Raw genomic sequence first — 20998 nt, forward strand, 5'->3', positions numbered from 1 at the left:
TATTTGTTAAAAGATAAAAAGAGTATGTTTACGAGCATGTTATACATAAAAACAACTGAGAAGGATGATGTAGATGTTAGGAAGAGGGAAGAGCACCGCAGGGAAAGTGCTGGCTTATGTAGGAATATGGGTTTTTGCTGCTGGATTTGCGTTTAGTGATTTAATGGGGATCGAAGGTACTCCAGATTTGTTAGAAACGTTAGCGGTTCCCATGATTGTGATAGGTATACTGATGGTGGGAGCGTCTAATTTCTTTAGAATAAAACAGTAGAACATTGTGGCACGCTCCTATTCGAGGTTACTAGAATTTGAAACCAACTGTGGTTTAAACCGTAGGTATACTATAAGGATTTTCAGAATAGTGAACGAAAAAGCTTCTACAACGGAGGTGCTAAATCGTTTATGAACCATGAAGACCAAAATAAACCGTTCAATGATGCTATAGCCCATAAACAGGATATCGAAGGGTTCCCTAAAACCAGAGGAGGCAAGTTACCTTTACCTATTAAGCTAATAGGCTATTTTCTGGTTGGAGGCGTTATCTTAATGTTTCTATTTGGGTTAGTTGGTAATTTTCTTTTCAATTAAAGGGGTTAAGGAGTTGTCGTAGCGGCAGCTCCTTTGCTGTTGTACGAATGTTAGTTAAGTAAATGAAGGAGTGGAATTTTGCGTCAAGGCGTTGTTGAGTTCTTGTTTAATGAGAAAAAGTATAGAGTAGAGAAATTTCTTATCCTGTTACTCCTTTGGTTTGCGATCTTCTATGTAACGACCGTCTTCCAAGTTTCTCTGTTCGTTCTATATCCCCTTTTATTTACGGTGGTCCTAATTATGTCTCTAATTAAGATCATGTGGTACAACAAGAAAGAGAAAAAGAATACTAGTGTGATCGACTGGATCGGGATTGTTCTCGTTATTATTGTTTTGGTAGCATCGGTATTTCTGTAAAGGACAGCTGTTTAGAGTAGTTACCAGTATTATGCTTTGCTGAGGAAGTTGTCATTGAATAAAGAACAAAAAGAACTTGTGGACTTTTCTAAGTCGCTTTGTTCACGGGTAGAAATGGTAAAGGCAGCAAGCCTTCTAACAAAGAGGCCGATGGAAAGAATTTAATGGTTCTTGAATGCTTTATTTAATTTTATCCTTGTTCAAGTAAGGAGCAGTAAGGTTTAAAAATTGGAGGGGTTGTGTATGAACGATGAGAAAAAAAGCCTCTATTTCTATATGACGCTTGGGTATACAGGACTTCTCCTTATTGGATTAGCAACAATGAGGCTAATATCTGTTATACACGACTCCCAAGGACAGGCGTTTGGAATATTTGGTTTGTTGCTGGTCTGGGCTTATGTGAGGTTTATGGAAAAGAAGTTAGGCATAAGTAATAAAGAATTCATTATAAGTAAAGTTATCTTTGTGGTTATTTTTTCTATACTTACATTTTGGTTCTATATTTAATCGGATAGGGGGGCAGGTTCCTTGTCCCGCGGCAATCACCTGTGAGGTTTACCCATCACATAATAGCAAAGAGGGAAGAGGGATAATCGATCTCTGACGTTTTTGCATGAAACAGTATGGAAAAGGTAACAGATCCCACAGTATATTAACACTAGGAAGCATCAGAACCGTTCCAGCGCTTCCTTGAGTTGAATAACTATATATAAGGAGTTAAGAGATGTCAAAAATTATTGCTATCTTCATCCCAATATTTTCAATAATAATTACAACGCTTTTTATTGTGTTTTCAAAGAATAACACTAATAAGTCAACTAATAAAAAGAACTCCATATTTTTGTTAGGGTTTGGATTGATCCTATTTTTAGGAGTACTTTTCTATTTGAAGTAACGGGTTCTCTGTGAATAAAGACAATACAAAGACGCTTGGGTGACTATTGCCTAAGCGTCTTTGTTTGCTATTTGTACTATGAATTACAGTTCCATGGGATATAAGGACAGGTCCCTTGTCCCAAGGGATGATCTATCTGTGACGTTTTTGCATGAAATAGGATTGAAAAGGTAACAGCCCCTCCATCTATTAACATAAGGAAGCATTTCAGAACCGTCCCCGCGCTTCCAAAAAAACTTCAAAGAATAGACACCGAACCGCCCCCTGAAGATGATTATAGATGTAAAAGGAAAAAGTAGGTGGATTCTATGAACATCAATCATCTTAAAAATTACCAAACATTCTCATCTGTCAATGAATTAGACCAACACGTAAGAGGGTTTCTTCGTCGGTATAAATGGGAGCTATCGGAAGGGAATCTCGAGATCCTGACATACATATGGCGTCATTCGGTCAAATATCCTGGCGTCTCATTCGCCAAAGTAAACACGATTGTCTCAACGACCGGTCGCAGTCGCAGCACAGTCATTCGGACGATCAATCGTTTTGAGAACATGAATCTGATTAAAAGAGTGGCGACCATCCGTCCAAACGGGAAGCGTGGTGTGAATCTTTTACTCTTTCAACCTCAAGAAGCATTTCTTACACCGTGCGATGACACCCTGCCTGACACGGCAGTTGATACGGTACCGATCGAAGCAGAATTCGCGTCTCCCAACGGGTCTACGCCAGAATTTCACAAGGAAGCAGAGAATAAGCAGGGAGAGAAACAACCTTTAATGACTAAGAAGATCGAAGGAAGACCCGGCGCACGGTTCGATGTGGATTACACCTTTTTGCCTTCTTACATTCCTGCATCCTTTGTGGAAGTAGCCAAACCATTCTTCACCCCTGTAGAAGTCGACCGGGTATGGGGATGCATTTATAGAGCTTACAAAAGAGAACAGATGCGCCAGAGCATAGAGGAGTATATCGAAGCCATCACGCTTGCATTCAAGCAAGTGGTCTTTCTTTACAAACAGGGGAAAATTAAGAAGGAATTCTGTGGGTATTTGTATAGCTGTGTTCTTGAGTCCTTGCGTCAAGAGAAGCGGAAGGAAACGATTCAGTGCAGTGATTCTGTGTACTTTGATTGGTTAAATGAAGCTTAATCCCGGTGAAACGTAAAATGGGAGAGAATCGTAGAGGAAGAGAGAAGCGGCACGGGTCTATTCTTGTGCCGCTTAAGTTGGAAACCTTATTTACCTGGATCTACGCTCACGCACGATTGTCTTAAACTGCTCCTGCTGCTCTTGGTTCTCAAAAAATCGCTTCGGCAAAAGAATCGCTTTACGCTTCGATACATACAAGAGGAACAACTCAGGGGTCTCCTGAAATGAGGAGAAGTCACTCCATTCATAATAATTATCAGAGCGTCTCCCTTTCTGATGGACACCCTCTTCATTGAACGTGTAGGTCATCTCCTTATGCGCGACAGCATCACTTTCGAACTCTTTCTTCGCACGGTTCCGGTTAAACACCTTTACGGAAAGAAGAAAGAGGCCAGAGGGGACAAGAGCGAACAAAGCCGCGAACCAGATGCTCACAAACCATATCGCATCAATCACACTTACGAACATAAGTGTAAACATCACCAGAAGCACGAAGAAAAAGGACAGGTTGATCCTCCGTACATGATAGGCCTGGTATTTCTTGAATTCATCCAATGTAATAGTTCCACTCACGGTAACAGACTCACGATCTTCCAAAACAACCACTCCTTTAGCTAGTAATATCTATATGTTTTCGGAGGATCACAAAAAACTCTTTTAAAGAAACTGATAGGTAACGTGTTCATGCAACGATGAAGGAATGGAAATTTTGTATTTTATTCACCCTTATTCATGGCTTCCCTCAAGTTTTTGATGAAAATACGCGGTGATTGCGCATTGGGAAATGAAAGAAACGTAAAGTCCAATTCTCCTGCTGAGTCGAATTCAATTCTTGCCGTGGGTTTCTGTTTGCCAGAAGCAGAGGAAAACGTGTACTCCAATGCACCACCCTCAATGACGGCTTTCACACCCCTAAATGTGTGCGAGACAATTTCATTGATCTCCATTTGCGTGAGTCCGCCAAACGTTTTTCCCTCATGAATCACATCCGAAATCACTGTGCCTTCTTTTGGATCTTTTTGTCCCCTTGTGATCAGAACGCCCGCAACAATTGTTGCTGCTGACAGTGCGATTGGTTTCATCCATTTTGACACATTCATATCCATTTCTCCCTTCCCAATATAAATGTTTGTGTTAAACGGACAACGATACGTTTATGATCACCTTTATTTTACCATAAACCCCTTCTATACCAACCTTATATACACGTTTGTAGGTGATTGGTATGATGGTGGACCTCTAACCATCCCCTTAAGCTACAAATAGTATCTTCCATTTATACAGTATGAGCAGAGATCAGCGAAGTCCTAAACTATTCTGCAGGGTGAAGTACATCTGTGCCGATAAGTACCATCGACTAGAATAAAAAAGAGAACACGTGTTGGGTGAGCATATTTTTGCTCACCCTTTTTTATATGATGAGGGTAACAAAGAAACAGGAGGAATGAATGATGAAGAAACTATTCTCAGGATGCTTAACAATTATTGGGGCGATTGTAGTGATTGGAATTATTATCGCCGTCGCAACCGGTGGGGATGACTCCACAACGACATCAACAGAAGGTACATCGAGTGATGAGCCGAAAGAAGAGACGAAAGAAGAACAAACAGAAACGATCGGAATCGGTGAAACAGCAACGATCGATGATATTGGCTTCACGGTAACGAATGCTGAGTCTAAAACAACGATTGAAGGTAGCGATGAGTACACAGAACCTGTCACAACAGACAATCAGTTTATCGTGTTAGACGTAACGATTAACAACGGCAAGAGCGAAGCCATTACGACAGACTCAGAGTTCTTTACCCTTGTAAGTAATGATGGAACAGAATACAGCCCGAAGAACGATGGAGATCTTATGATGGTTATTCCAACAGATAAGATGTTGTTCTTTGAAGAGATCAACCCAGGGCTAAAGAAAGAAGGAATGATTGTATTTGAGGTAGGATCTGACGTACAAATGAGTGATCTGACACTTAAAGCTGACGCAGGTTTCTGGGGAACGCAGAGTGTGAACATTAATTTGAATTAACGAAAAGCCCGCTCCTCCCAAGTGGCGGGAGCGGGCTTATTTTTATCATGAAGTCTTATTGATTCTCACCATGTAAAGCCAGCGAACATATACGATAACACTGATCCCAGCTGCAGCAACGGCTAGCATACCACCCCAATTGACGTGGGAACCTGTTAGGCGCCAGAAGCTGTAAGGAACGAGATAAAGGAAAACGAGGGTTAACACACCTAAGCAGATCATCATGATACTCTTCACGGGACTCTTTCTCACCTCAGTCTTAACCATCGCGATCCCATTCAGAACAATGGAGAGCCCGATCAGTGACAATACCAGCATCAAACCATTTACCATCTTACCCCTCCCAGAATTGTTCAAGAGCTAAATGAAAGATCGACATGTATGTAGGTAGAGCTCTGAGGTGAAAAACTATAAAAAGGAAGCAATCCTTCCAAGTGTATGCGCGCATTCGTTATAGGTTAGTACCCTAATCTGGATAAATAAAACAATTGAATAGTAGAATCACACACTGAAAGAAGAAATGCCGATCACAAGTGGGGAGAGGATTGCCAAAACAAGGAATCTCTTTCAAAGGGTAGTTTTGGAAGAAATAGAGCATTACAATAGAATTTGGAAAAGGAAAGAGGAGGTCTCACATTTGGAACTAAACAACAATACCAGGTTATTGCAGCTTCAAGAGATCCTATCCCAAGAAACCGACGAATATCACGAACTAAGCATTAAAGAGATTAAAGAAAAACTGAAGGTAGTCTTTGGCTCAGAGGCTAAGTTTGATAACCGAACGTTAAAACGTGACATGGAAGTCCTTGCAGAAGCAGGAGTCGAAGTGATCCAGAACCAGGGCGAATTCGGCAAGATGATGTACAGCTACCAGGACCGAGTCTTTGAAACGTACCACTTGCGTCTGTTGATCGACGCTGTTCTCTCAGCCAAGTTCATTACAGAGAAAGAGAAGAAGGATTTAATACCGCGGATCAAGCAGCTGACGAGTAAACATATCGCCAAGCAATTACCCGACCCTGTGTTGTTCAACCAATCAGCAGATGATGGCTATCAGCTTGTGAAGCTAAACATCGATCACGTACATAGAGCCATCGCTGAACAAAAGGTCCTCCACTACCAGTACGGAAAATACAATATGAAGAAAGAGTTCGAATACAACCGAGAAGGCAGCACGTATGAAGTCGAACCCTATGCCCTGATCTGGCAAAATGATTTCTACTATTTAATAGGCCGTTTTCGCGGCACAGGAGAAATGCGTCACTACCGCCTCGACCGCATACGAAACATTCGCCTTTCCGAGGAACGCTTCAGAAAAGAAGACTTCAACGTCCAGGACTACGTCGACCAAAGCTTCCACATGTTCGCAGGCGAGAACACCTGGATCAAGGTTCAATTCCACGCCTCGCTCCTAAACGTCGTCCTCGACCGATTCGGCCTAGAAGCCTCCATCCAGCAAGTGGATGACGAGCACTTTATTCTTTCAACGAAGGCGAAGATGAGTACGGGGCTTGTGGCTTGGATTATGCAGTGGGGGCAGAAGGCGAAGGTGGTTTCGCCTGAAGAGTTGAAGGAAGAGGTTCGGGAGGAAGTTCGGGCTATGTGTGAGGGGTATGGTTTAGAGGAGTATGAATGATTCATATATAGCTATATTTTAATGACCAAGAAGAGTCTATCAGCTTAACAGACATTACTTAAATAGGGGCAAAATGATATGATAGACACACGGGAGGTTTGAATATATGGAATTAATCAAGATTATTGTTCCTGTTGTTCTAACCACGTCATTTAATACCTTCCTGTAGAGATGTAGTAATTCCTTGAGTCTCTCTGCGGGATGGTATTGATCTCAAGGAGAGGACGTGGAAACATGGAACGTAGTCAAGCGTATTACAGGCATCATCGAAACAGAGTGATTCAAAGAAAATTAGACATCGTGAAAAACGTATGGGGGGCCGTGGATGGGGATGGGAATGAAGACCACCCATGGGCTAAAGAACCTGGTCGTTTGGATAAAGCAAGAATGAATTGTTCTTGTAAGATGTGTAAATATGAGAAGCACTATGATGTCCCTAAAGCTTCGCTGAAGTCGAAGTGGGATGTTATGGGGCAGGAAATTGAGGAGTATTTTAAAGAGAACTAGTGAAATAGCTATTAGGCTTATGCTGTGCTTTTTAATGATGAATGTAATAATACCTTTAATGGGAAAGTAGGTGAACAATGTGAAGGAAAAGAAAAATATTCATGTAGTAGGCGCGGTGATCGTAAGCGAAGGAGAAATTCTTTGTGCGCAACGGGGCCCTGACAAATCACTTCCTCATTTATGGGAATTTCCTGGTGGGAAAATTGAAGAGGGAGAAACTCATCAAGAAACGTTAAGAAGAGAGATTGAAGAAGAAATGTATTGTAAAGTACGTGTTGGTGAACAAGTAGACCATACTGTTCATGAGTATGATTTTGGTATAGTTCATCTCACTACATATTATTGTGAGCTTCAACAAGGAACTCCAACTTTAACAGAGCATATTGAGTTCAAATGGCTCTCTCCAAAGGACCTAAAATCACTTGAATGGGCACCAGCTGATATACCGGCAATTGAAAAACTATCACAAGCGACATTATAAGATGATAAAAGCTACTCTAGAAATAGAGTAGCTTTTGTTAAATATTGAAAGAATATGCACCTCATAATACAATTAGACTATAAATGTGTTAAAGAATGGAGAATGTTTGTGGGAGATATGGTTCGTAATTTAGAAGATTCACTACATAGAAGTTTTATTGATCATCGTCACCGCTATTCAGAAATGTATTCACCGAAGCTATTAGTGAACCGTTCACAAGGTGGGGAAACCGTACTATCTAGTATCTTAGAAGAAATTGAGCACTGTCGATCGTTTACCTTTTCAGTTGCTTTTATCACAGAGAGTGGGCTTGCTACGTTAAAGTCCCAATTATTAGATTTACATAACAAAGGGGTTAAAGGGAAGATCTTAACCTCGACCTTCTTACAATTTAATAAACCTAAAGTGTTTAGAGAACTGCTTAAATTAAAAAACGTAGAAGTTAGGTTAACAAGCCTTCCAGGGTTTCATTCCAAAGGGTACATATTTGAACATGAGAACTATCACTCTCTTATCGTGGGTAGTTCCAATCTCACAGCTCATGCTCTAAAAGTAAACTATGAGTGGAATATCAAATTGACCTCTCATGACAATGGGGAAATCATTCATCACTTTAATCACCAGTTTGATGAGGTTTGGGAAGAGTCCACACCCCTAAATGAGGATTGGATTAACCGTTATGAAGTACAATACCTCGCCAATCTAGAGCAACAACAAGAACAAATCCAAGAGATGCCTAGTGCCTATGAGGTCAATCCGGTCAAAGAGGCTATAGAGATTGAACCGAACAATATGCAAATACCTGCCCTTCAAGCTATTCAAAAGTTGCGTGAGGATGGAGAGGAAAAAGGGATTGTGGTATCTGCTACAGGTACTGGTAAGACATATTTATCTGCCTTTGATGTACGAAGATATGCGCCTAAGAAAATGCTATTCATTGTACATAGAGAACAGATTCTCAGAAAGGCAATGGCTGACTTCAGAAGAGTGCTTGGTGGGAAAGAAGAGGATTTTGGTATCCTTTCTGGTACAAGCAAGGATACCAGTGCAAGATACTTATTCGCTACCATACAAACGATATCGAAGGATGGTGTTCTGTCTCAATTTGAAGAGGACGAATTTGATTACATCCTAATCGATGAAGTACATAAAGCAGGAGCTGCGTCTTATAAAAAGGTTATGGAGTACTTTAAACCGGAGTTCTTGCTAGGAATGACAGCTACCCCCGAGAGGACAGATGGAGTGAACATATATGAGCTATTTAATTATAATTTAGCTTATGAAATCAGGCTCCAAGAAGCTCTGGAAGAAGATATGCTGTGTCCGTTTCATTATTTTGGTGTAACAGACTACGAGAATCATGGTGAACTTGTAGATGATACAACTCAGTTGGCGAACCTTGTGGATCAAGAAAGGGTAGAGCACATCCTTGAAAAAGTAGCCTATTATGGTCATTCGGGTGACAAGGTAAGAGGACTGATCTTCTGTAGTCGAAAGGAAGAAGCTCACCAGTTATCTCTGCTCATGAATCAAAAGGGTTTGAAGACAGTAGCATTAACAGGTGATGATGATTCTTCCAAAAGGCTTCAAACGGTCGAAGATCTTGAAAATGGGGTATTAGATTACATCTTGACTGTAGATATATTTAATGAAGGGATTGATATCCCATCGATTAATCAAGTTATTATGTTACGTCAAACCCAGTCGAGCATTATCTTCGTACAGCAACTGGGAAGAGGGTTAAGGAAGCACAACTCCAAGGAGTATGTATCTGTCATTGATTTCATTGGTAATTACAAGAATAACTATCTAATTCCAATAGCCCTTTCTGGTGACAAGTCGCAAAGCAAGGACAACATACGACGCCATATGAAAGAAAAGAACTTCTTAAATGGAGTTTCTACTATTAACTTTGAGGAAATTGCTAAGAAGCAAATCTTTAAAGCGATCGATGACAGTAAACTAAATGATATGAGGGTGTTAAAAGACGAATATAAACACTTAAAGAATAAAATTGGTCGCGTCCCATATCTGCTAGATTTCATGAAATTCGGTTCCATTGATCCAGAAGTGATTATGGATAAGAACAAGAATTATTTGGAGTTCTTACACAGGGTAGAAAAGGACATGGGCACAATGAGCGATTATAAAACCTCCATATTAAACTTCCTGGCTCAAGAAGTGTTGGACGGAAAAAGGAAACACGAAGTTTTGTTACTAACGATGCTCTTAGACCAAGGTGATAGTACCATTACCAACTTTGAACAAGTTCTAAAAGAAGCAGAGCTATCATTCCCTGACTCGATAAAGAGACATTTACAGCGAATCATGAATTTGGATTTCTTTACTGCAACAGATCAGAAGAAATATGGGAATGAGCCTATTGTTACATTTGAAGATAACAGGATTATATTGAATCCTTCTATTCGAGAATCTCTTATAGAAGATTCTTTCTTCAATGGAATGGTTAGAGACGCTCTTGCTGTAGCCAGTTGGAAAAATGAAGAATACTCTGACGCTCTTACCTTGTATAAAAAATATTCGAGGAAAGATGTGTGCAAACTATTAAACTGGGATAATGATGAACAAGCCACGATGTTCGGATATAAACCTAAACACAATACATGTCCGATTTTCGTAACCTATCATAAAAGCGATGATGTAGAGTCTAGCGTTAACTATGAAGATGAATTAATTAATAGGGATACACTTCGTTGGTTCACGAGAAGTAATAGAACTCTGCAATCTGGTGAGGTACAAGAAATTATAAATGCTAAAGAAAAGGGGTCAGACATCCATATCTTTATTAAGAAAGACGATGATGAAGGAAAAGGGTTTTATTATTTTGGAAAGGCTAATCCTAACATGGAGTCCATTCAAGAAAACAAAATGATTAATGCAAAAGGAAAAGAGATTCCTGTTGTGAAGATGGATATGGTGCTTGAAAACACTGTGGACTATCAGCTTTATCATTATTTAAAGGACGCCTAAGTATCAACCTATAGTTCCGTAACTTTAAAATATATTTGAAATAAAAGAGGAATAGTCACAGCAATATGTGGCTTTTCTTCTTAAGATCTTTGTCTAATTAAAATAACAAGAGGTGTTTAGATGCCAACCTACAACAAACTAGTAAGAGACTTAATCCCCCAGGTAATTGAGGGAACGGGTAAATCATTTGAAACGGACATTCTTTCAGACGAACAATACCATTCTGAACTTCGAAAGAAATTACAAGAGGAAACAGAAGAATACTTAAACGCGGAAGATGATCAAGATGCTGTTGAAGAACTAGCTGACATGTTGGAGCTCATGAATGTCTTAGCTGAACAACACGGTTCTTCCATTGAAGAGGTTGAAAAGGTGCGTCAAGAAAAGGCTGAGAAACGTGGATCATTTTACGATAAGGTGTTTTTAATTAGTGTTGAAGACTAGTCAGGAACCTAAGTTACTTACAAGTAATTTAATAGAGGATGTATTACATCATATTCAACATTCCTCTACAATCTACCTTTTAAGCGCATTTGTTATGAAGTCAGGAGTTAAGATGGTCTTGCCCGCGCTTAAGGAAGCGGCAGTCCGTGGAGCGGACATTAAGATTCTGACGGGAGATTACTTATACGTTACCCAGCCAGAGGCATTGTCTCTACTCAGCGAATTACCTCTTGATCAAGTAGAGGTCCGTCTTTGGCAAAGCAATGGTCGATCTTTTCACCCGAAAGCATTTTTGTTTAATGGTAATGATCAAGGTTCTTTAATCGTGGGATCTTCTAATTTATCTAAATCTGCTCTAACTTCAGGGGTTGAGTGGAATGTTTCCATACCAAATGAAGTTTCAGATGAGGTGTATAAAGACGCCCTGGAGCAGTATATACATCTTTTCTATGCAGAGAATACAATCAAAGTAAACTCCGAGACGCTTAAAAACTACAGGGAGCAACATGCTACATTTAGGCAGAAGTACCCTGATCTTGCCCAGAAATGGTCGGAGAAAGAAGAGGTGGAACTTACGCTTGGTCCAGATGCTCTTCCAGAAGAAATAAACGACCCACCAGAACCCTACATAACCAAGAATGAAAAACCCAGTCCAAGGTTTGCTCAGCCTGAAGCCCTTGAATCATTACTGACGACTTATGAAGAAGGGTATGACAAAGCGATGGTTGTGATGGCGACTGGGTTAGGAAAAACATATTTGGCTGCTTTTTTTGCTGAACATTTTAACCGAATCCTTTTCGTTGCTCACCGAGAAGAGATTCTGCATCAGGCAAAAGCTTCATTCGAACATGTAAATGAAGGAAAGCTTGGTGGGATCTACAACGGGAAAGAGAAAAGTGAAGAGGCGGATATGATTTTTGCATCGATCTTTACATTAAGCATTCAGGACCATTTGCAAAGATTTGATCCAGGTGATTTTGATCTCATTATTGTTGATGAGTTCCATCATGCTTCAAGCCGATCTTACCAGAAGGTGTTAGACTATTTTTCTCCTAAATTCCTCATGGGAATAACCGCAACGCCTGAACGTACTGATGGTCAGGATATCTTTGCCCTTTGTGATGGGAACGTAGCTTATGAAATGAACTTTATTCAAGCGATTCAAAGAGGATGGTTGTCTCCTTTTCATTACTACGGTGTCTATGATGATATTGATTATTCACAGATCACATGGCTTGGGGGCCGCTATGATGAAGAGGAACTGGCAGAAGCCCAGCTTCAAGAACATACGGCTTATAATATCCTGAGTAACTGGGAGAAGCATAAACAAACAAGGACAATCGGCTTTTGTTCATCTATTAAACAAGCAAATTTCTTATCGCAATACTTTAATCACAATGGCTATCAGACAATTAGTCTCCATTCCAAAACGGAAGGGATCTCTCGTAAAGAAGCGATTGAGAAGCTTGATAGAAAAGAAATTGATGTGATCTTTACTGTCGACTTATTTAATGAAGGAGTGGATATTCCTTCAGTTGATACACTTTTATTCGCAAGGCCAACGGAATCTCTTGTGGTCTTTACACAACAAATAGGTCGTGGGTTGCGTAAGCATGTAGAGAAATCCCACTGTACGGTTATTGACCTAATCGGGAATTACCGAAATGCAGATGTTAAACTGAAACTTCTTGGTACAGATGAAGGGGTGGGGAACAAGGGGCAGGTTCAGCCTATTACTCCAGCTGATTGTGAAATCAACCTCGACGTGAAGGCTGTACAACTGCTGGAAGAACTTCTGAGGAAGCGGAGTCCGAGGAAAGAGCGCGTGAAGGTTGCTTATAAACAAGTCAAAGAGCAGCTCGGCAGACGCCCCACCTATTGGGAAATGCATCTTAACGGAACTGTAGCCGTTAAGGAATTTAAGCAGATATGGAAAAGTTATGCTGGCTTCCTTAGCTCTATTGATGAACTAACTATAGAAGAACGAATGATTTATGAGACTTACAAGGACTGGATAGAAGAAGTAGAACGAACACCTATGACAAAGAGTTATAAGATGGTTGTTCTGAAGTACATGTTGGATAGAGGTGAAGTGGAATGGGCGCAGCCTGTTACACCAGAGGAGATTGCTCCTTACTTCCATTCCTATTTAACAGAAAAGCCTTATAGGAAAAATATTGATTTTACAAGTAAAAATACGAAGGCACTCATAGAGTATGACAAAGAAAGAGTAGCAAATCTCATTAGTACTATGCCTCTCACGAAGTGGAGCGGGAGTAGTAAAGGGCTTCTTAAGTACGAAGATAATGTGTTTTCTCTTAATTTTGAAATTCCTCTTGAAGATCGAGCACTCTTGAAAAAGATGACGGAAGAGATATGCGAATACCGTTTGAAGTACTACTTTGAACGAAAATGGAAGAAAGAATAGCCTTGATTTCCTACCCCCATCCCCATTACAATTATATGTTGTAATAAATGATGGTAAGTGAATGTAGCTCTTATAGCTACATCAATGCCTTATTTTTTATATCTGGGAAATATAAAGAAGAGGTGGAAATGAATATGGAAAACCAAAATTACCGTGTACTACTGTATTACCAGTACGTCACAATCGACGATCCAGAGCAATTTGCAAAGGATCATTTAAAGTTCTGTAACGAGCTAGGCTTAAAAGGTCGTATTCTCGTAGCAGAAGAAGGGATTAATGGTACCGTTTCTGGAACGGTTGAGGCGACTCAAGCGTATATGGATGCGATGCATGCGGATGAGCGTTTTGCGGAGATGCCATTTAAGATAGACGCAGCAGACGATCATGCATTTCAGAAGATGCATGTGCGCCATCGTCCGGAGCTTGTGACGCTTCGTTTAGAAGATAACCATAATCCAAATGAAATTACAGGCGAGCACTTAGAGCCGAAAGACTGGATGGAACAAATGCAGCGCGAGGACACGATCGTTCTTGACGCACGCAATGATTATGAATATGACCTCGGACACTTCCGTGGAGCGGTTCGTCCTGATGTAGAGACGTTCAAGGACCTGCCGGATTGGGTTCGAGATAACCAAGAAATGTTTGAAGGAAAGAAAGTTATGATGTACTGCACAGGCGGAATCCGCTGTGAGAAGTTTTCTGGCTGGATGATGAAAGAAGGATTTGAAGTAGCACAGCTGAAAGGCGGTATTGCTACCTACGGAAAAGATCCTGAAGTAAAAGGACAGTTATGGGATGGTCAAATGTTTGTGTTTGACGATCGTCTGACGGTACCGGTTAACCAGGTAGAGCATACCATTGTTGGTGAGGATTACTTCACAGGCGAACCAGCTGAACACTTTGCCAACTGTGGGAACCCTGATTGTGACCGTCGTATGATTATGACAGAAGAGAATGAACACAAATATATGCGCAGCTGTAGTCATGAGTGCCGTACACATCCGCGTAATCGTTATGTGGAAGAGCATGGGCTTAGTGAGGAAGATGTGCAGGCTCGATTAGAACGTATCCGTGAAGAGGATGGCATGGAAGCGCAATAAATAAAAAAACTCATAATGCAAGATGTTAGTCTGCTTACCTGATGGTGAGCAGGCTAATTTTTTTGCTCAATTCAACCTCACTTTACATCTTCAAACATTCTACAAGTAGAGAGGGAATTACCAAAAGACTAGTTATATGGAATGATGTATAATAGGCACTGGTAATATTTATCTATAGGGGGATATCATGAACATAGAACATATCATTGAAGAACTGTCCCAAAAACGACCTCTATTTCACAACGAAGCAGATTTCCAGCATGCGTTAGCCTGGGAAATTAAAGAGAGCTATCCTGATGCTAAGATTCGTTTAGAAATGAAGGTACACGGAGTGGGCACTAAAGTGTACTTAGATATATTGGCTGTTATCGATGGGTATAAGTACGCGATTGAACTAAAGTACAAAACAAAACAGTTTGACCACATGCTAGAAGAGGAAGAATTCTCTCTCATTACGCAAGGGGCACAAGATACGGGAAGGTATGACGTGTTAAAAGATCTAGTGCGGTTGGAGAAAATGGTGGCGGAAGGTGTGGTAGATGAAGGATTTCTTATCTTCCTTACCAATGACTCATCCTATTATTCTATTAATGAGAATGTAGATGCTATTGATCGTAAGTTTAGAATTCATGAAGGAAAAGAGATAGATGGAACATTGAGCTGGGGTGAGCAAACTGGGAAAGGGACGATGAAGGGAAGAGAAGAAGCCCTTTCACTAAAGGGGAATTATATGATGAACTGGCATTCCTATAGTCAATTCCCTAACCGTAGTGGAGATTTTCAATATATGATTCAGAAGGTATCCAAAGATGAAAAAGAGTGGTTAAACTCGTTCACCCATTTAGAACAGGTCCCAACCTCCCAACAGGATCTTGCGAGTAAATTGGCTGCGCACTTAGAATCGATCGGATACTCTGTAGAAATGAATAAGCAGGTAGGAAATGAAAAGGTGGATCTGTGGGCGGAAAAAGGCCTAGACGTCTTAGCGATTGAACTCCGATATAAAACTGCGAAGCTAAACACTCTTTATAATGATATACATATTGATTTAAAGCACCAGGGAGCGCAGGATCAAGGGAGGTACGATTACCTGCGTGACCTCAGCAAGTTAGAGAATATAATGAAAGATTACCGTGACGTGCGTGCCTATGCGCTATTAATCACGAACGATAAATTATATTGGGAGAAACCAGTGAATACGGATACGGTTGATTCTGATTTTCGTATACATGGAGGGAGAAGTCTAACAGGCGATCTTGCTTGGAAGGTGGAGGCTTCTCAGGGAACAATGGTAGCAAGAGAAGAAGTTTTGTCCTTAGGTGAGGAATATCAGCTAGAGTGGATTCCGTTTTTGACTCTTGAGGAAGAAAAAAATGGAGAGTTTAAGGCGTTGCTTTTAAGGGCATGATCTTGTACGATACTTTTATTAGTTGTTAAATAGATAGTTTATTCAAGTCTTATGGACTAGAAAAAATAGAATAGATAAAAGAAACTCAAAGCCGTTTTATATTAATCGAATATAAAACGGCTTTTAAGTTGCAGCTTAGAGAACTAGGAGAAAAGGTGGGAAGAAGATGGGCTCTAAAAGAATCAAGTGGACGCCAGAAAAAGTTATAGAAGAAATCAAGAAGCTAGATGCATCAGGTGAAGGATTGTATGTGAGGAATGTAACTGAAGTAAACCTGGCCCTTTTGAAAGCCGGAAAACGATACTTCGGAAGTTGGGAGACAGCAATAACTTCTGCTGGCTTTGATTATGAAGAGGTTAAGCAGAGAGGTAAAAGAGAGGGATCTCAGAAAATCTCTGCAGGCCGCCAAAAATATTATAATAGTCCAGAGTATCTCAAGAAACAAAAAAGGGAAGCTACACAATCTCTGCAACAATTACATAGAGAAAACCCGTATCTCACCTACTCATTTCTTTACGAGAACCATAATGCATTATTATCAATGTTATATAAGCATTATAATTCAATAGATGAGGCTATGATCGCTGCAGGGATTGATTATGCTGAAATTAAAAAAGAAACATCCAGACGAAGGTGGACGGATGAATCGATTAAGAAAGAAATACTAGCACTAATAGAAAAGGGAGAGCCACTGAACGCTTCCTATATAATAGATAATCATAGGCAATTATATAGAGCATGTGTAGAATATCTAGGTTCTTGGGGGAGCGCTTTAGATATGGTAGGTGTCGATTATTCAGAAATTAAGGAATTAAAGAGGCAGGAAACAACAGAAAACTCGACTTTATATACAAAAGCATATGTTCTAGGAAAATTAATGGAGATCAAGGAAAAAGGGCTGCCCTTATCTAAAAAAACAATTAATGAACATAAAAGGTCACTAGAGGATGCTTGTTACAATCGCTTCGGAAGTATAAAAAAGGCCATTGAGGCTGCTGGGTATAGTTACGAAGAAGAACTAAAAGAAGCAGAGCAATTATGGTTGATCAGACAAAGAGAAGTTCAAATGAAGTGGACGAGAGAAGCGGTTATTGAAGAAATAAAAAGACTGTATGAACAAAGAGTTCCCATGAATAAATCTCACTTACAAAGTTATAACCAGTCTCTGTATGATGGTGCGATGAACCGATTTGGTTCATGGGGAGATGCCATTGAAGCAGCTGGTATTGATTATGAGAGCATACGCGAAGATTCAAGAGATGCTTCTTATTGTGGGCGTCTCTTTGAAGATCTATTGGATAAATTGTTAGTAGAAATTGGGATCTCATATGAGAAATACAATCATAAAACATACAATCCTGATTACACGTTGAATAACAATGTATGGATGGACGCCAAGTTAAGCCAGTGGACTGTTTACGCCTCTAAAACCATTGACCGATATAAAGAGCATTGCAGATACCTAACTATTATATATATGAGAGGAAAGAGAGGAGAAATATCTGATGAGGTCATTCAATCTAATGTTAGGTTAATAAGTGTGCATAAGTTAATTAAACAATTACCTAAGCACCGAGAGAAATGTTACATTATTGAAATAAACGAGATAGAGCGTTACCTTAATAAGATAGAGGATTGGCAGTAATTTATTTCTTAGTTATACATAAAAATAATTAAGAATGAGTTCATTTCTTGCGTTTTTGCCCGAAATAATAGATAGACATTATTTCTAAAGGGGGTAGGCGTAGGTTATACAACTTACATAAGATTATGACAAAGAAACAATTATTAGGGTTATCTGCATTATCGACACTCGCATTTTCTGTATTAATTGCACTAGGAACGGTTCTATTCTTAAACCATTCAGATGCCAAAACATCATCAGATCAAAAAGAGGTTCCGCTAGAAGAAGAGGTTAGTGATTCTAATGAAGAACCTGCTGTTTCGGTTAATCGATCAGATGGCATTAATACATATGAATTTGGTCAATTATTTAAGAGTGAAGCGGCTAAGAATCAGTTTATCCTAACGATACCTGATCAACAATTTGAAGAAGTTCAAGATTACTATAAAGACTATGACTATACGTATAGGGTCTCGGAATGGGTCTTTGTTTCCTATGACATACTACGTGCATTTGATGAAGAGGTAAATGGATTGAAAGGTATTTCCATTCATGGGGATGATTATGAGAAGGTGGATATGAATCGTTTCTTTGAGGCTGTGTCTACGGTCACTCACATCATTGAGCCAAAGAGTGGCTATAGCCCTAGAGAGGTCCAAAAATATTTAACGAAATATGGAAAGCTATCTATTAGTGATTGGGAGGTAGAATACGACTACGATTCCATGAATCATGTTGTGAATTTCTTACCTGATCAAGAAGAATAGTACATGCATCTCTTCGTCACGAGTTGCGTTGAAGAGTTCAAGATCCCTTTCTTAATTTATAGGCTACAACTTTAATTAAAGTTGTAGCCTATTTCTAGTTTGTATAAGGTAGATTACATGTTCTAAAAATGAATAAACTAAACCACACAAAAAGAAAATAATATAAAACGTCCCAATGTTAAGGTTGTATTCAGTTATGTAATCCCCGTAACCATACAAATGGTTGAAAAACCAATGTGCCATGCTTAAGGATAATGCTACGAACAAAACTATTTTAATAATAAACGAATGAAGGTATCGATTGACTAGGAACCCAACTAAGCAGAATAGAAAGTATGCAATGAACCAATAGAAAGCAAAGAAAATAATCAAGCCAGAGTCGTCGGTTAATCCAACGTATTCTGACGTCGTAATTTTTGTACCTTCTAATATTTCTACTACCATTGTGCCTAGTGAAAAAATGACTATAAAAGAAAGAAGAGTCAAACCAAAATATTTTTCGTTCAACCAGAATCCACCTTTCTATAAAGGGTGTGGGATACATGTGTTGATCGTTGTGCATCCCAGCCCTTCTTTGAGTCTATTTAGAACTAAAATGCTCCTCAATTGTCTTCATCATATCCTCGTAGTTTTCTTCAAATGCTGGAATCATATATCTTTGATTCGCCCCTGATGTGTGAGGGAAACGCTTTAGAATGGATTGATTCTTGATGTATCCGTTATCGGCGAGGTACGTTACGGCTTTATTTGCTGGCTTTCCTAATGGGATGATCAAGGGATTGTCCATTTCATTGATTTCCTTTGGTAGATGGTTGATTACCTCTTCATAAAGAAAATGATTTTTGATCACGTCTGATTGGCTGCTGAAGTTAGACCAGCCCCCCTTGCTCCAATAGAAAACGGGATAAGGAAGGACGGAGGTTGTATGAACCAAGTGACTATGTTCATCGAACAACTGATTTGTGGTGTCTAAACCTAGTTTAGTATGTAGGTTAAGTTTATCCAGAAGTCGTACTAGGTTTTTTCTCATCGGTCCTTGGAAACTTGATTGGTTTTTGACTTCTTGTAAAATCTCTTCTTCAGTGGCTTCTTCACCTTTAAAAGATCGAACGGTTTCATACGTTTTTTGCATTTGGGAGAAACCGGGTGTTATGCCAACAATAACAACTTTAGCGTTTTTGTTGAGGTGTTCAAAAGGAGCGTAATACACTCTAATTTTCTGATTTTCGCTTTCTTTAAGGAAGAAAGTATCAGGGTGGATAAGTTGTTCTTTTGTTAACGGCGTAGATAGTGATTGTATGTTGTCTTTGAAAATATTGAACTTGGAATACGAGACGATAGACATGTTTAAAGCTCCAATCTTTTTTCTAAATATTAGTTAATTTTACCTTATTTTTATAAAACTTCAAATCTGGTCTTTCTCCTATAAAGAAGAAAACAGCCTTAATAGTAGAAAGCCCTGAAGGATTCATCCTCCAGGGCTTCTATAAACTCAATTTTCTTCCCTCAACCCCGCTAACATCTCAATCAACTCCCCACCAATCTCACTCCTAAACTGCTCATAAACCACCTCAACCTCACTCTCCCAAAGCTCCCTCTCTTCCTCAGTAAGACGATGAACCTCAATATCCGATTGATCCTGAATATGTTCCTTCGCTTTTTCATTCAGAGTAATGGCGTTGTCGTAGTTCCACTGTGTGGCTTCATCCATTGCTTCCTGAATGACTTGCTGGATCTCGCTTGATAGTTCTTCCCAGAAGTCTTTGTTCATGAGGACGACATAGCTTAACAGGCCGTGGTTGCTTAGGGTCAGGTGGGACTGGACTTCATAGAAGCGCTTTGAGTAGATGTTTGAGAGCGTATTTTCCTGGCCGGTTAGTTCTCCGGAGGCGAGCTTTTGATACGTTACATTGAAGGAGGCGGTTTCTGGTTGAGCGCCAAGGGCTTGGAATTGACTCTTGATGACGTCGCCTGGCATGACGCGAAATCGTTCTCCTTTGAAATCTTCTGGTTCTATTAATGGACCTTGATTGGAGGTCATTTGTTTGAAGCCGTTGTTCCATATGGACAGGCTTAGCATTTGGTCATTCTGAGCCCGTTGTTTCAGTTCTTCTCCAATCGAACCTTCTAACGCTTCTTGCACGTGCTCATGCGAAGAGAAGGCAAAGGGCAAGTCTAGTAAGGCCAAGGGTGGGAACTGTTCTGATAACTTTGTACTAGCGGGTGCGATCATTTGAATCGAGCCTTGTTGGAGGGCTTCTAGTTCTGCTTCGTCCCGGTACAGACTTCCGTTAGGGTACACTTCTACTTTCACTCGATTATCCGTTTTCTGCTGAACGAGGGAGGCGAAGCGCTGTGCGGCCAAGCCTTTTGGCGTGTTCTCTGCGACGACGTGACTAAATTTAATAACGACTTGATCTTCTAGACCTTCTTGCTCATCGTCTGATTGTACTTGTTCTCCGTCTACTTGAAAGCTATAAAAGGAATACACGATGATTCCGATTACCATGCTGATGATGATGGTCCATTGCAACGTTTTCACCGAATCCATCTCCTTGGAATTAGAAAAGTCTGAAAATAGTGTA

At 40.0% G+C, this 20998-nt stretch carries 21 protein-coding genes; 15 read left to right on the forward strand and 6 right to left on the reverse strand.

The annotated features are described in order from the left end of the window. The first annotated feature begins 73 nt into the window (after nucleotides 1-73). The 4 genes from IMZ31_RS05240 (at nucleotide 74) to IMZ31_RS05255 (ending at nucleotide 2991) form a co-directional block, all read left to right on the forward strand. Nucleotides 74-271 carry a hypothetical protein gene (locus tag IMZ31_RS05240; protein WP_207529527.1) on the forward strand — a complete coding sequence of 66 codons (198 nt, stop codon included), beginning with the start codon at nucleotides 74-76 and terminating at the stop codon, nucleotides 269-271. 395 nt (nucleotides 272-666) lie between these two features. After that, entirely contained in the window at nucleotides 667-945 is a 279-nt protein-coding gene (locus IMZ31_RS05245; RefSeq protein ID WP_207529528.1) for a hypothetical protein, read from the forward strand. A 243-nt stretch (nucleotides 946-1188) separates the two neighbouring features. Further along, nucleotides 1189-1452 carry a hypothetical protein gene (locus tag IMZ31_RS05250; RefSeq protein ID WP_207529529.1) on the forward strand — a complete coding sequence of 88 codons (264 nt, stop codon included), beginning with the start codon at nucleotides 1189-1191 and terminating at the stop codon, nucleotides 1450-1452. Between the two features lie 696 nt (nucleotides 1453-2148). Next, nucleotides 2149-2991 carry a hypothetical protein gene (locus tag IMZ31_RS05255; RefSeq protein WP_207529530.1) on the forward strand — a complete coding sequence of 281 codons (843 nt, stop codon included), beginning with the start codon at nucleotides 2149-2151 and terminating at the stop codon, nucleotides 2989-2991. 90 nt (nucleotides 2992-3081) lie between these two features. Here the strand turns inward: IMZ31_RS05255 and IMZ31_RS05260 are convergent, their stop codons facing one another. Together IMZ31_RS05260 and IMZ31_RS05265 are read right to left on the reverse strand one after the other, a co-directional pair. Beyond that, nucleotides 3082-3588, reverse strand: coding sequence for a YcxB family protein (locus IMZ31_RS05260; protein ID WP_207529531.1), 507 nt, complete (start codon nucleotides 3586-3588; stop codon nucleotides 3082-3084). 119 nt (nucleotides 3589-3707) lie between these two features. Then, complete coding sequence (locus tag IMZ31_RS05265) at nucleotides 3708-4091, reverse strand: hypothetical protein (protein WP_207529532.1); 384 nt, start codon at nucleotides 4089-4091, stop codon at nucleotides 3708-3710. A gap of 351 nt (nucleotides 4092-4442) precedes the next feature. On the opposite strand from IMZ31_RS05265, the gene IMZ31_RS05270 reads away from it, so the two are divergent. After that, nucleotides 4443-5024, forward strand: a complete 582-nt coding sequence (locus tag IMZ31_RS05270; RefSeq protein WP_207529533.1) for a DUF4352 domain-containing protein — start codon at nucleotides 4443-4445, stop codon at nucleotides 5022-5024. 45 nt (nucleotides 5025-5069) lie between these two features. Here the strand turns inward: IMZ31_RS05270 and IMZ31_RS05275 are convergent, their stop codons facing one another. Beyond that, nucleotides 5070-5357, reverse strand: coding sequence for a hypothetical protein (locus IMZ31_RS05275; protein WP_036783669.1), 288 nt, complete (start codon nucleotides 5355-5357; stop codon nucleotides 5070-5072). Nucleotides 5358-5661: 304 nt separating this feature from the next. Here IMZ31_RS05275 and IMZ31_RS05280 point away from each other — a divergent pair, with 304 nt between their 5' ends. The 10 genes from IMZ31_RS05280 to IMZ31_RS05325 all read left to right on the forward strand — a co-directional run bounded on the left by IMZ31_RS05280 (nucleotide 5662) and on the right by IMZ31_RS05325 (nucleotide 18413). Continuing rightward, complete coding sequence (locus IMZ31_RS05280) at nucleotides 5662-6660, forward strand: helix-turn-helix transcriptional regulator (protein WP_207529534.1); 999 nt, start codon at nucleotides 5662-5664, stop codon at nucleotides 6658-6660. A 234-nt stretch (nucleotides 6661-6894) separates the two neighbouring features. Next, nucleotides 6895-7167 (forward strand): hypothetical protein, encoded by a 273-nt coding sequence (locus IMZ31_RS05285; RefSeq protein WP_207529535.1) that lies wholly within the window; start codon nucleotides 6895-6897, stop codon nucleotides 7165-7167. Between the two features lie 79 nt (nucleotides 7168-7246). Beyond that, a complete protein-coding gene (locus IMZ31_RS05290) occupies nucleotides 7247-7648 on the forward strand; it encodes a (deoxy)nucleoside triphosphate pyrophosphohydrolase (protein WP_207529536.1) in 402 nt (133 codons plus the stop codon). 108 nt (nucleotides 7649-7756) lie between these two features. Continuing rightward, a complete protein-coding gene (locus tag IMZ31_RS05295; protein ID WP_207529537.1) occupies nucleotides 7757-10639 on the forward strand; it encodes a DEAD/DEAH box helicase in 2883 nt (960 codons plus the stop codon). Between the two features lie 120 nt (nucleotides 10640-10759). Further along, nucleotides 10760-11083, forward strand: coding sequence for a nucleoside triphosphate pyrophosphohydrolase (locus IMZ31_RS05300; RefSeq protein ID WP_207529538.1), 324 nt, complete (start codon nucleotides 10760-10762; stop codon nucleotides 11081-11083). Next, complete coding sequence (locus IMZ31_RS05305; protein ID WP_242705646.1) at nucleotides 11070-13511, forward strand: DEAD/DEAH box helicase family protein; 2442 nt, start codon at nucleotides 11070-11072, stop codon at nucleotides 13509-13511. The genes IMZ31_RS05300 and IMZ31_RS05305 overlap by 14 nt, the downstream gene beginning before the upstream one ends. 134 nt (nucleotides 13512-13645) lie before the next feature. After that, the gene (locus IMZ31_RS05310) at nucleotides 13646-14614 is read left to right on the forward strand and encodes an oxygen-dependent tRNA uridine(34) hydroxylase TrhO (RefSeq protein ID WP_207529539.1); all 969 of its coding nucleotides are present in this window, start codon (nucleotides 13646-13648) and stop codon (nucleotides 14612-14614) included. Nucleotides 14615-14801: 187 nt separating this feature from the next. Then, nucleotides 14802-16022 carry a hypothetical protein gene (locus tag IMZ31_RS05315; protein ID WP_207529540.1) on the forward strand — a complete coding sequence of 407 codons (1221 nt, stop codon included), beginning with the start codon at nucleotides 14802-14804 and terminating at the stop codon, nucleotides 16020-16022. Nucleotides 16023-16188: 166 nt separating this feature from the next. Further along, entirely contained in the window at nucleotides 16189-17667 is a 1479-nt protein-coding gene (locus tag IMZ31_RS05320) for a homing endonuclease associated repeat-containing protein (protein ID WP_207529541.1), read from the forward strand. Between the two features lie 125 nt (nucleotides 17668-17792). Next, the gene (locus IMZ31_RS05325; protein ID WP_207529542.1) at nucleotides 17793-18413 is read left to right on the forward strand and encodes a hypothetical protein; all 621 of its coding nucleotides are present in this window, start codon (nucleotides 17793-17795) and stop codon (nucleotides 18411-18413) included. A gap of 75 nt (nucleotides 18414-18488) precedes the next feature. On the opposite strand, the gene IMZ31_RS05330 is transcribed toward IMZ31_RS05325, so the two are convergent. The 3 genes from IMZ31_RS05330 to IMZ31_RS05340 all read right to left on the reverse strand — a co-directional run bounded on the left by IMZ31_RS05330 (nucleotide 18489) and on the right by IMZ31_RS05340 (nucleotide 20955). Next, nucleotides 18489-18920 (reverse strand): hypothetical protein, encoded by a 432-nt coding sequence (locus IMZ31_RS05330; protein ID WP_207529543.1) that lies wholly within the window; start codon nucleotides 18918-18920, stop codon nucleotides 18489-18491. 73 nt (nucleotides 18921-18993) lie between these two features. Beyond that, nucleotides 18994-19758 (reverse strand): uracil-DNA glycosylase family protein, encoded by a 765-nt coding sequence (locus IMZ31_RS05335; RefSeq protein WP_207529544.1) that lies wholly within the window; start codon nucleotides 19756-19758, stop codon nucleotides 18994-18996. 147 nt (nucleotides 19759-19905) lie between these two features. Continuing rightward, the gene (locus IMZ31_RS05340; protein ID WP_207529545.1) at nucleotides 19906-20955 is read right to left on the reverse strand and encodes a DctP family TRAP transporter solute-binding subunit; all 1050 of its coding nucleotides are present in this window, start codon (nucleotides 20953-20955) and stop codon (nucleotides 19906-19908) included. Nucleotides 20956-20998: the final 43 nt, after the last annotated feature.

The organism is Pontibacillus sp. ALD_SL1, assembly GCF_017355605.1.